A 12,450-nucleotide genomic window follows, 5' to 3' on the forward strand; every position below is an offset into this window, starting at 1 on the left:
GGAAGATCTTAAGGGAAAAGACGGTATACAATCGATATTACGAAACGTCGGTGACTTTTTTTCAGGCAATTAGAGGATTCTTCTTAGAAGAGATACCGAAAATAACAGATGTTTTGAAATGTAGGATTAACGACAAGTTTCAAGTCGTTGACTTAAATACCATTAAGCTAGCCGTTTGAATCGGCACTAGTATATATTTAAATCGATAAAATTAATTATTTAATTAAATCCTTAGTTAATATTAATAAATAGATTGTTTTTAACCATTTAACAATTATCGTTTAATAAAACTTAATATTTATTTGATAAAATAGAAGTGGAATTAATTATGGAATATAAAGCTATGGCTATCCCAAAGGATTTTTTTATACAAAATCCAGCTCTTTTATTAAAAAAAGACGAAATGCAAGTCTTTGATGCTTTAGGCGATCTAAAACTTTTTGCAAATGCATTGTCTTCTAAAGAAGAAATACCTCCAAGCAAAATAGAAAAAGTTGCTCAAATTGTAGGTTATACAACATTTACTGGATATTTATGCACCTCTTTAGCTAAAGAAATTACAAGTTCTGCTTCTTTATCACTTTTATCACTTGCTAACAGTGTTCTAAATGATATAAATACACTGATATTTGGAGCTTTATATGGTTTAGCCGCTGTACAAAATGGTTATCAATTAGCTCAAGATCAAAATCTTAACGAGCTTCTTAAACAAGAAGACGCTCTAGCTTTACAAGGACTTATTCAAAATGTACCCATTTCTAGTCATTTAAACCAGTTAAAAACATCTTGGAGCGCATTAGCTAATCAAGAGTCTAAAAAACAACACTTTAAACAGAAAATAGAAAAGCTTGCACTAGAAGGTCTGAAAAATACACAAATACAGCCCTCTGATCTAGATGAGCTTTTACAAATTTTGCAAGCACAAGATAGCTCAAATGAAGTTCATCAATTATTAGGTTTAACCGATAAAGCCGATAAAGACTATTGGAAATTTACTCCTTTAGAAGCGCTAGGTCTTTTGATGGATCGACATAAAGTGAAGGCACGTCGATGGGTACAGCTTAAAGAGGCATCGAGTCTTCCTGTTGCCCAAGCAGTTGATAAAGCTTATAGAAGAGGATTATTAGAAAGAGTCAATAGTGCGGATGAGCTAGTACAAAAAAGCGCTAAAACAGAGATGAAAAAATTAATGGGGCGCGTGCGTGTAGAAAGCACCAAAACCAAAAAAATTCACACAGCTCTTTTCACCATTAATTTATTGGGTGCTATTCTATCGGTAGTTGGGGTGCTAACTCTGCCGTTTGGTGTTGGTATTGCGATTTATGCCTTATCTTTTCTAATTACAACCGCATCCATAGGATCAAAAGTCTATCTTGCTAAAAAAAACCTATCAGATACTCCTTGTGGCAAATGTGATAAAGCTATTGTTATTATCATTGCCATATTATTTGGAATATCTTTAATTGCGCTTACGGGAATAACCCTAGGCTTTGGCTTATCCTTTATTCAATTAGGTGTTTCTTTAGGTGTAGGAGCCCTGGGTATGGGATTTCTGGGATATTACTATCACTTACTCACTCAAAAAGACGCTCTTTGGAAACAGGCTCACCCTTCTCTAGAGGTATTTCAGACATTTCTTTCCCAAAAGGAACAATGGGATCAAGAAGTGCATGATTTATTTAAAAAGATGCCTAAAGATGTACGCATAGAACTTCGTCAGCAATATAAACAGAAAAATCTTCCTAGTAAGTTATCACTAAAAAATAAGATTTCAGCTCTTAAAAAAACCTCAAAGTATTTTTGGAATCAATGGTTGATTTCAGGTTTAGAGAAAGACCGTGCATTAGCTTTAGAGATTCAAAGCGTGTATGAAGAAGCCAAAAACATACCCTATTTAATAAAAAAACTTGAAAAAGGTTCAGAGCAACAGAAAGAGTCTTTGGAGTCTTCTTTAGAAACTCATTTAAACCAGGTTTTAGCAAATCCACAGGTAAAAGAACAATGGGACCAAGACCTTAAGTATGTCTTTTATAGAAAATGCAACTTAAATAATTTGCGCAAAGACTTAAAACTTATAAGTGAAGTAAGTGCTCTAGCTGCTCAAAAAATCTTAACAAAACCTTTATCTTCTACGAAGATAACGGTTAATCTTTAATATTAATTTATTATTAATGTTTTCTATGCAATAGATTTTTATTTGATTTTATGTTATAATTTAGTTCTAAAAGGTAATTATATGAGTATAACATTAGAAACGCTTAAACAGTATGTTTTACCAGCTGAATCTTATAAGACCCGTAATAACTTTAGCGATTTAGCTTTAAACACTTTGGGTGTGCTCGGCAATTTAGCAATGCAGGTTAAAAGAATATTGCCTAAAGAGGATTCTTCTATTTTAGGCTTTGTAAAATGCTTAAGCTTCATTTCAGCGGGAAATAACTTCTATTCTGCAGGTGTAAATATCGAACAATCCGCCGATATTAAAGATATGGCCGGACAAAGGGCAAATCAAGTAAAGCAAGTTCGTAGCGGCATGCAATTTTTATCTGGTGCTTTCTATTTTTCGAGCTTAGGTTTAAGTTTATCTAGCAGTATTGCTTCTTTCAAAACAGTTATTACCGCATCAAAAATTCTTAGCAAAACCACCACTATACTTAGTAATTCAGCTGTGTTTCTTATGTTGTTGCTTATATCGATGAAACTGCATGAACAGCGTGGTTTTCAACTAGAATTAGATAAAAAATTAAGCGAGCTACAACATGTATCCCCTCAGGAAAAAGAAGAAGCCATTGCAGCATTTCTACAAGAACAAATAAGTGTATCAGAGCCATTGCAAAAACAGTTAAAGACAAAGCTTCGAGAAAGGTATGCCAAGAAATCGATCGAGGATATTACCAATTCTAAAAAGTCTTATTACAAAAATATAGATGCATATGTAGCACATCGTTTTCTTAGAGAGATTTCTAAAAAAGAAGCAGTTAAAGCAGCCCGTATGAAGCGTGTAACTAATAGAAATTGCCTAGAGCGTCTAGAACCTCTTAAAAAGAAAATAACAGACCCTAATATAACGATAGACACTGCTATACTAGCAGAAATACAAGCAGTCGCTTATAAAAATATGATGTTTAATTATTTAGCGATAGGGTTTGCAAGTATTGGACTTTTAGGACTTGCTATTTCTTTTATACCGGGAACTGCATTTGTTACTTTATCTACTATTTTAGGCTTAGCTTCCACGGTAGCTTTTTCTGCTCTTGGAGTATATGATTTAGTCCAGTCATTGCAAAATAATAAAGAAGGGCTCTACGATCGCCTAGTTCTCATTGCTACAGGCTGCATAGGAATTATCACTTCAACTGCTTTATATGCCTTAACAGAAAACATCTTGGTCAAGTGTGCGGCTATTCTTTTAGCTGTTGTTTGGCTGTCACTTCTTTATTATGTTTCTTCACGTTTGGAAAATCAGCCAAAAAGTGCTTAAAAGGACGAGACTTGCTTTTCTATGACTAGTCATGTAAAAAAGTGATTATGTTACAACAAGTTCTACAAGATTTTCTTTGTTATCTCTCTTCTGAGAAGGGCCTTTCTCAGCACACTCTTCAAGCCTACGCTCGTGATTTAAAGGGGTTCTTTCAGGTTTTAAAACAGAGCAATTTACAGGAAATTACAGAAGAAGATGTATTAGCATTTGCACATAAACTACAATTGAAAGGATATGCTAGTAGCTCTATTTGCAGAATGCTGGTTAGCGTAAAGATTTTTTTACGGTTTTTATATAGAGAAGAGCTGATTAAAAACGAGACTGGATTATCGATCGATGCGCCTAAAATATGGCAATTAGTTCCCGAGATTTTAACTTTTACAGAGGTAGAAAAACTCTTATTAGCTCCAGATCTTAACACAGAAATAGGTGCAAGAGATCGAGCGATCTTGCAAGTTATATACGCCTCGGGCTTACGTGTCTCAGAAATCTGTGGATTAAATATACAAGATTTCTCCGATCATACGATTCGTGTAATAGGAAAGGGGAAAAAGGAAAGAATTGTTCCTGTTGCTAAGTTAGCTGTAGAAGCGGTTGATCATTATTTACTCCATTACCGCCCATCTAATGCAAAAATTGAGGCATTGTTTATCAATACAAGACAAAAAAGAATCGATCGGTTCTCTATTTGGAAACAACTAAAAGCCTATGCAAAACAAATAGGGATTGCCAAGTCTATTTCACCCCATACGCTGCGGCATTCTTTTGCTACTCATCTATTAGAAAATGGGGCTGATTTACGTGTTATCCAAGAGTTGTTAGGGCATAGTAGCATTGCAACAACAGATCGCTACACACACTTAAGCAATAAGCATATCATAGAAGCCTTTCAAAATTATCATCCAAGGCCTTGAGTTTAAAATTAGACGTCTCTTTAAGACGGAAAAACTGATCTTGTCATCTTTTTTTAGACAGCAAGAACACGAATACTTTGCTGATTCATCCATCTTGTTTCAAAATTTTTGTCTTTGAACAGGGGAGCATCCAAGAATGTGGTTCTCATGGTGAGCTTTTGAATAAAGAGGGCCTGTATGCTCATTTGTAGAGAATATGTTCAACTTAGAAAAGTAGCCTACTCAATAGGGGAGAGCGACAATAGATTAAAATTTAAAAGTGGTCAAATCCAGCTCTTTAACCATTTATCATATTCTGAAGGTTTTAGTCGAAATCGGGCAATGTTTCCTTTATGCAGGCTCATTAGTTCGGTTTCAATAACCTCAATAAACCGTGCTCGATCTTCTAATATAACAACTTCAATGGCTTTTTGTTTGATTGCGGCTACTGCTGCTTGCTTGCTTAAGCATTTATGAATAATTTCTCCTATCATTGTAATAATAAGATTACGGTAGCGCAGGCGAAAGAGATCTGGTTCTCCTAGTTCTTGGCGTGTTGCTGAATAAAGAGAGCTAGATCGTTCATAGGCCCACACAAATACTTCGCGTAATAATTCCAGCCGATTTAATTCATATATACCGAGAAGACCGCTGATGTAGGCTTGCTCAGGAACGTCTACAAAGGACAAAGGACATAGATTTGAACGAATTAAGGGAATATTGGCAGCAAGTCTTGATACTCGTTTATTAACATCTAGGAATGGTTGTAGATAAGGCAACTGAAGCATTATAAAGAAGGATTGCTCAAAGGGATCTATAATAGCATCAGCTGTATCTAAAATCTGTTGGAAATATTCGCTCACTAGTTGCGGAATTGCTAGGGGTTGATATACCGATTTAGTTATGCCTATTGGTACTGAACGTAAACGACCACAGGCTCTTTGATCACGTAATAAATTATCCGACAAAAGAGCGTGTAGATTACAAATGGTAAAGCTGTTAAATTTCATGAACTCAGCTGATTCGACCATAAATTCAATAGCGGACTTGTGATTTAAGATCATTTGAGCTTCCATACTATTTTTCCCTTCTGGAGCCTTTCCAAGTTCTAGCAAACGCTCTGTTTCAAGTAACGAATACGTATTTCCTTCTAACCGACTCGAATTCCATGACAAGTCAATCAATAAACGGTTTAAAATGTGTCTAGCATAGGTTCCTGCTGGACGCTGGCTATCTTGAGATTTTCCCATTTCAAATAGGTGATCTCGTATGTTTTTAGAGAGATAGTATGTTTCATTAGGGCGATATGTATTAAGAAATTCTCGTTTATATCCAATAGGGCGACGCGCTTGAATAGGTTGGCGGACATTTAGTTGAATAGACAAGGCTGTTGGTGATAGTGGAATCAATGGCTTAAGAAGAGGAGAATCTTGTAATAGTAAAGCTCCTGGAAAGAAAATAGGTAAAAATTTTTTTTCATTTTCTTTTAAAGAATATCGTCTGGATCTAGCCTTACCTAATGCATTTAAATGCCCTTGTTTTGTTAAGACAGCTAAATAACGCTGTAAGGATCTTTTAGGCACAGGGAAATCTAAAGCTTGTAAAATATCTTTTAAGAAAGCTTGTTTGGGAAAATGTTTTACTGTTTCTAGAATAGCATCAAAAATTTTACTGTAATTTTGTTTCTTCACGAGGGTCTCTTGTGGCGCGATTTATTGTAATTGCACTATTATAAGCTGATTTTGATTAATTGCGCCATTTGAAAATCATTAATTACTACTATTGCGCCAAATTTTAAGTTTTTTGGCGCAATTAGGAAGAAAGGTTTTTAGGGCGTAGAGAGAGTTTTTCTTCTAATTTTTTTATATAGAGATAAACCACAGGGGTTAGGTACAGGGTAACTACCTGTGAAAAGAGCAGGCCTCCTACTATGACAATCCCTAAAGGTTGGCGGGTTTTGGCAATAGCCCCACCTATGCCCACCGCAATAGGTACAGCGCCCATCATTGCGGCAAAAGTTGTCATAAGAATAGGGCGAAATCTGGTTAAGCACGCTTCAAAAATGGCTTCATGGGCTGTCTTTTTTAAAAGAGCTTGATTGGCAAAATCAATTAAAATAATACCATTTTTTAGAACAATCCCAAACAGCATGATCACACCGACAAAAGCATAAAGGGAAAAGCTTTGATGGAATAAAATGAGGCTTAAAAGTCCTCCCACTGCAGCAGGAGCTAGGGTAGACATTACCGTAACAGGTGAAAAGAAGTTTTCATAGAGAATCCCTAGGATGATATAAATGAGAAAAAAGGTGATTAAAAGTAGAGATTGCAGATTGGCAAAAGAGGTTTTAAATACACTGGCGCTTCCTTGCACAGTTCCTTTAACAGTGTTAGGAAGGGTTTGTTTTGCGATCACATGAATTTTATCCAAAGCGCTGCTTAGCGCTGTATCGACTAAATTAAAGGAGATAGTAGCAGAAGGGGATGCGTTAAGATGATTTACCGTTAATGGACCTGTACTCTCTTTTATGTCGGTAATGGCTGTTAAGGGCACAATTTTTCCCAATGCAGAATGCAACCATATTTGGGATAAAGAGCTAGGATCGCGGTAGAACTTCGGAAAGGTTTCCATAATGGCATAGTATTGGTAGTTTGAAGTATTGATAGGAGAGAGATTACTTGTAGCATAAGCTAAATTAAGAGCTTGCTCCACTTGTAATGCACTGATCTGATAGAGGGATGCTCTGTCGCGCAGAATATGAACTTGACATCTGGGTTGGGTAATATCTAAATCGCTATTTACATGACTTAAAAAAGGAAGCTCCGCAAGCTTTTTTTGCATGATAGGCGTGTATTTATAGAGCTCTTCTTCCGATAGACTTTGCATGGTGTATTGGTAATTAGATTTACTAGATGTCGTTCCTACTTCCAAGTTAATCAGTGGCTGTGGCTTTAAAAAAACGTTTGTTCCTGGTATTTTATGCACCAAAGAGTACATGTGTGTCAGTAGAGGTTTAAGGGAAAGGCGTTCTTTTAAGGGCTTTAAGCGAATATATAAAAGCCCTTCATTATCTTGTGGGTAACCTCCAACCGATACAACAGAGGTAATATTTTCATCCTGCGATAAGATGTCGGCTAATTGATTGCTAGATTCTGAAACAGCTAAAGGAGAAGTACCATCTACTGTTTGTAGGTATCCTTGAATAAGGCCGATATCATCCGGTGGCAAGAAGTCTTTAGGGAGTTTGATCATTAAAATGGTCGATAAGCCTAAACTCAACACTCCTAGTCCTAAAATAATTTTAGGATGGTTTAAAGCCCAATTCAGCGATTTTTCATAGAGAAGAAGCGTTCTACGATGATAGGCTGCAAAATTTGTTTTTTTTTCTTGATTTGCTTTGCGAACTAATTTACTGCATAGAAGAGGGGTTAAAGTCAGAGAAAGAATTCCTGAAATGAAAACGGTAATAACAATGGTCATTGCAAATTCATACAATATCCGCCCGATAATTCCTTGCATGAAAATAATGGGGATAAAAATTATACATAAACAAAGGGTCATTGATAAAATGGTAAAAAAAATCTCCTTAGCTCCTTTTAAGGCAGCATCTGTGGCAGATTCTCCCATTTCAACATGGCGTGTGATATTTTCTAATACAACAACAGCATCATCTACTAGATAGCCAACAGCTAGTGTAATACCAAGTAGAGATAAAATATTAAGGGTAAAGCCTAGTTTTAAAATGATAATAAAAGCGCCCAAAATCGATAAAGGGATCACAATCAGAGGAATAATCGTATCTCTTAGGTTGCCTAAGTAGAAGAAAATCACGATAGCAACTAGTACAATGGCTATCAATAAAGTCATCTGTACTTCATGAACTGATTCGAGTATGTATTCCGATTGATCAAAGACCCTTACCAAACGTAAAGAACTAGGTAATTGTGTAGATAGACTAGGTAGAATTTGATTGATTTTCTGAATAACCGATAGAGTGTTAGCGCCCGGCCTTTTACGAATGGCAAGACCAACAGATGGGGCTGTATATCCTTTTTCAAAAAATTGTACGGAAAGCTTATCATTAAGAACACTATCTATGGCTTGGCCGATATCACAAAAGCGCACAATGGACCCATCTTGCGCTTTAATGATAATAGGATCGTAAAGAGCTGCTTTAGCTAATTGTCCATCGACATTAAGAGTGAACTCTTGTTTAGGACTAAATAAAGTACCCACGGGTATTTGTACATTTGCTGTTACAACAGCATTAGCTACATCGTTTAAATCAAGCCCTCTAGCTGCTAGTTTCTGTGGATCAACCCTAAGACGAACCGCTTGTGGAGATCCGTAGATTAATACCTGAGATACCCCTTCTATTACGCTTAATCTTTGAGAAAGAAATGTATAACTATAATTGTACAATTCTCCTCTATTTAAAACAGGTGAGGTAACGATAAAAAATAAAAGAGAGGTAGCCGTGGGATTGGTTTTTGTATAAATGGGAGCGTAGGGGAGATCTTTAGGCAGTTGAGAGCTTGCTGTATTAATAGCTGCTTGTACGTCAGCTGCAGCAAGATCTATATTTCGATCTAAATCAAATTGCAGAACAATCGTAGCCTTTCCTGTATAGCTAGTAGAAGAGATCGAAGAGATCGCTTCGATAGTAGTAAATTGCTGTTCTAAGGGAACCACTACATTGTTAGAAATGGTTTCCGGATTTGCTCCAGGATAGCTCACTGTGACTGTAATAGTAGGAAAGTCAATATCGGGCAGATCGCTGACAGGGAGTTTAAAATAAGATAAGATTCCAAAAAAAGCTATTGTCAGCATGACAAGGATTGTCATTACGGGTCGTTTGATGAATAAAGAGGAGGGATTCACAATGCCTCTTTGTTATTTAACCACGTTTGTATATGAACTTTTTTGCCAGGATAGAGATCAAGAAGTCCTTGCGCAATAACGATGTCATTAGTGCTAATTCCTGATTCGATACTGGTAGTTCCATTTTCATAGCGTTGACCAATGATAATCGGCGTAGTTTCTACTTCCATATTCTGATTAATGGTATATACGTAATGTCCCTTTTGCCCAACGCCTATTGCTTCTGAAGGAAGAATCAGAGATTCTTTTTCTTCTAGTACAAGTCTTACATCTACAAAATGCCCAGGCCATAGCAAATGGTCGTGATTATCTAGTGTTCCTTCTAATAAGATAGCTCCTGTTGCCGTATTAATTTGATTGTCAATGAGTGTTAATTGCCCTTCAAAGCAGGTAGTGTGCTCTAAAGTAGGAAAGATGTATAATTTCAAAAAGGATTTTTGAGAGCATTTTTGAATAGTAAACAGATCACTTTCAGGAACGGAAAAATCTACTAAAATGGGATCTATCTGATTAAGCAGAGTAAGCGTAGTGTCTTGGTTAGTATCAATGTAATTACCAGGTTTGAATTGTAATTTTCCTGTAATTGCATCAATAGGAGAGTGAATATAGCAATATTTTAAATTGATTTTAGCGTTTTCTAAATCTGCAACAGATTGTCCTACCACTGCTTTTTGCTCTAAGAAGTTAGCCATGTATTGGTCGTAATTGAGCTGAGAGATATAATCTTGTTCTGCTAGCTTTGCATATCTTTGTAGCGTATCTTCTGCTAATTTAAGTTGCGTGAATGTTTGAAAATACTCAGCTTTTGCTTTATCTAATGAAGCTTGATAAGGCCTTGGATCAATAACGAGCAATAAATCTCCTTTCTGTACAAACTGTCCTTCCATAAAATATTGCCCAACCAGAATACCAGAAACCTGAGCGTGAACCTGAATACTAGATTTAGCGGTAATGGTTCCCACATAATCTTTATATACTTGCACGGTTTGTTTCAAAGCGCGAGTTACAACTACTTCATGTGGTTTAATCACTTGAGGCTTTTTTTGGCAGCTATATAACAAAGAGCAAAGAAGAAGAAATTTCATCCAATTCATTCGAAAAGATCTCCTAAAGAGTAGATGGTGTTTGGGGAAATCAAACCTGTGGCATAGCTTAAGTTGGCTAAAGCAAGGTACCAATCTTGCATAGCTTGTGCTTTTTGAGCTCTTGCATCGACAAGAGATGTTTGAGCAGATATAAGATCAAGAATGGTCTGAGTGCCTTGTTGATAGCCGTTTAAAGCAACCGAGTACTGTTCTTCTGCAGCAGATAAAAATTCTGCAGCCCAATTGAGTGTTTCAAAGACGGTGTGAATATTAGAATGAGCAACGGTAATTTCTTTCATAGCATTTAACTGCAGACTTCTAAGCGTTTCTTCTGCAAGTACTACATTAGATTCAGCTTGTTTAATCGCATTGCGGTAGTAAAAACCAGAGAAAATAGGCATGCTTACGTTAAATGTGCTGACAAAGTTGTATTTATCATGAGTGACATTGCCATCAAAAGAAAAATAGGTTTTACCTATTTTAAACTGATAATTTAATTGAGGTAAAACTTGCCTCTTGGTCATTTTGACCATTTGTTCTTGGGAGCGAAGAGCGCTTTCAGCAGATAATAGATCAGCTCTATTTTGTATACCAATGCCGATTAAGGTTTCTAGAGGTAATATAAGGTCATTTTTGGGTAGTTCTTGAGGTAGTTCTTGTGTTTGTAAAGACATATAAGAAGGAAGGCCTATATCATTTAACAAAGTTGCAAAAGCTAGTTCAAGCTCTTGCTTTTGTGCAGCCCAGTTTGTTTTCTGAGAAAGTAATTGTGTCTTTGCTTGTAGAAAGTCGGATAAAGGACGTACACCTGAATGAAGGCCTTGTTCTGTAGCATCTAAAGTAAGCTCTGCATTAAGCACATTTGCCATATTTGCCTGTAGCAATTCTTTTTGATACAAGTATCTATAAAAATCTGTAATCACGGTTTTTAATAAAGATTGAATGCTATCATTATATTGAAATTGAGCTTGCTCTAATGAATAACGAGCTGCTTCTGCATTTGCTTTCTGTGTACCAAAATCGAATAATAAATAGGATAAAGAGAGCATAGGACCCCAATTGCCAAAGTAAATATCAGTAGCACCTCTTCCTGATTGAAGAGAGCCAGGTGATTGCGTTGCTCCAAAAATGGACTCGGGGGTTATTATCGAAGTTGCCTCCATTTTCGGTTGTCTTGCACGTATGGCTTGAAAAGAGCCGGTTATATTAGGGAAAAAAACGCTTTGTTTTTGTCCATAAGATGCTGCAGAGACAAGTGCTTTTGCCCAGCTAGATCTTGTTTGAGGATTGTTCTTTAAAGCGATGGCAATTAGCTCAGCAAGCCCATAAGGTTCTTTTTTTTCTAAAAGCTCAGCAGGATATTGCTCTAAGATACAAGAATTGACTTTGCGACAAGCAGGTGTAAAACAGGCATAGCTATACGGATCTATTACAGCGCGGTTAAGGTAACAACCCGTGCATGCGCATAACACAAAAAAACTTTGTAGCAATATTTGCCAACTCATAACTGATAAAAATAGAGAGTAAAATCTCTTATGCTTTTTATCCGCAGTATAGTTACTTTAGCTTTTTGGTCAAAATTTCATTTACCAACCCACCTTAGTACATATAGAGCGAATCGGCTTCATATATGCCTCTCAAGGGTATGGTATAGTGATTTAAATGGACATTGATAAAACAGCTTGATCCAAGGCTTCGGATAAATTAGCTATACAGTAGGTAAAAGTTCTCGGATTTTCGTTTGTCCTAGACAGAACTTGAGTTGACAGACAGCACTTCATTGACAGTGTCAATTTGGTGTAATGTGTCTAGCATTAAAGGTTTGCCATGGTGTCTTCCCATAACAATATTTCCCAGAATGGACTCGCTCTTCATTGTACTCTTTTACCCATTTATCCATATCCATTTGCAGTTCTTCTAGAACAAGATAGCCAGGGTGTTGTGTTTCTATCTCTCCATGCGCTTCTTTTTCTTCTTTAGCTTTTTCAAGCGCTCTTAATTGATCTTCTGTAAAGATCAAGTGATCTTGAGCTGCTTTTGCTTCTAACGCCTTTAGTCTCTTCTTACATGTTTCTAGATCATGCCTTAGCCATATCGATCTGACCCCTCC

Annotated in this window: 7 protein-coding genes and 1 pseudogene; 3 read left to right on the top strand and 5 right to left on the bottom strand. The window is 36.4% G+C overall.

Annotated elements, in window-relative coordinates; genetic code table 11:
* The first annotated feature begins 328 nt into the window (after positions 1–328).
* From RHOW815_RS03805 to xerD, 3 genes are all read left to right on the top strand, one after another.
* Complete coding sequence (locus RHOW815_RS03805) at positions 329–2,155, top strand: YrzE family protein (protein ID WP_215217023.1); 1,827 nt, start codon at positions 329–331, stop codon at positions 2,153–2,155.
* Between the two features lie 81 nt (positions 2,156–2,236).
* Positions 2,237–3,481 (top strand): hypothetical protein, encoded by a 1,245-nt coding sequence (locus RHOW815_RS03810; protein WP_215217024.1) that lies wholly within the window; start codon positions 2,237–2,239, stop codon positions 3,479–3,481.
* Between the two features lie 47 nt (positions 3,482–3,528).
* A complete protein-coding gene (gene xerD, locus RHOW815_RS03815; protein ID WP_215217025.1) occupies positions 3,529–4,395 on the top strand; it encodes a site-specific tyrosine recombinase XerD in 867 nt (288 codons plus the stop codon).
* Between the two features lie 263 nt (positions 4,396–4,658).
* Here xerD and RHOW815_RS03820 read toward each other — a convergent pair whose 3' ends face one another.
* The 5 genes and pseudogenes from RHOW815_RS03820 to RHOW815_RS08535 form a co-directional block, all read right to left on the bottom strand.
* Positions 4,659–6,065 carry a Fic family protein gene (locus RHOW815_RS03820; RefSeq protein ID WP_215217026.1) on the bottom strand — a complete coding sequence of 469 codons (1,407 nt, stop codon included), beginning with the start codon at positions 6,063–6,065 and terminating at the stop codon, positions 4,659–4,661.
* A gap of 121 nt (positions 6,066–6,186) precedes the next feature.
* Positions 6,187–9,255 carry an efflux RND transporter permease subunit gene (locus tag RHOW815_RS03825; protein ID WP_215217027.1) on the bottom strand — a complete coding sequence of 1,023 codons (3,069 nt, stop codon included), beginning with the start codon at positions 9,253–9,255 and terminating at the stop codon, positions 6,187–6,189.
* Positions 9,252–10,349 (bottom strand): efflux RND transporter periplasmic adaptor subunit, encoded by a 1,098-nt coding sequence (locus RHOW815_RS03830; protein ID WP_215217028.1) that lies wholly within the window; start codon positions 10,347–10,349, stop codon positions 9,252–9,254. Before RHOW815_RS03830 ends, RHOW815_RS03825 begins: the two co-directional genes overlap by 4 nt.
* Entirely contained in the window at positions 10,346–11,812 is a 1,467-nt protein-coding gene (locus tag RHOW815_RS03835; protein WP_215217029.1) for a TolC family protein, read from the bottom strand. Before RHOW815_RS03835 ends, RHOW815_RS03830 begins: the two co-directional genes overlap by 4 nt.
* Positions 11,813–12,264: 452 nt before the next feature.
* Positions 12,265–12,450 (bottom strand): annotated as a pseudogene (locus tag RHOW815_RS08535) (IS481 family transposase); the annotation flags it as partial.

This window comes from Candidatus Rhabdochlamydia sp. W815 (genome assembly GCF_018642185.1).
Lineage (GTDB): Bacteria > Chlamydiota > Chlamydiia > Chlamydiales > Rhabdochlamydiaceae > Rhabdochlamydia > Rhabdochlamydia oedothoracis.

Bases quoted from the DNA above. Each gene is read 5' to 3' on its own strand.
- RHOW815_RS03810 (WP_215217024.1), top strand. From the start codon at position 2,237: ATGAGTATAACATTAGAAACGCTTAAACAGTATGTTTTACCAGCTGAA.
- xerD (WP_215217025.1), top strand. From the start codon at position 3,529: ATGTTACAACAAGTTCTACAAGATTTTCTTTGTTATCTCTCTTCTGAG.
- RHOW815_RS03830 (WP_215217028.1), bottom strand. From the start codon at position 10,349: ATGAATTGGATGAAATTTCTTCTTCTTTGCTCTTTGTTATATAGCTGC.
- RHOW815_RS03805 (WP_215217023.1), top strand. From the start codon at position 329: ATGGAATATAAAGCTATGGCTATCCCAAAGGATTTTTTTATACAAAAT.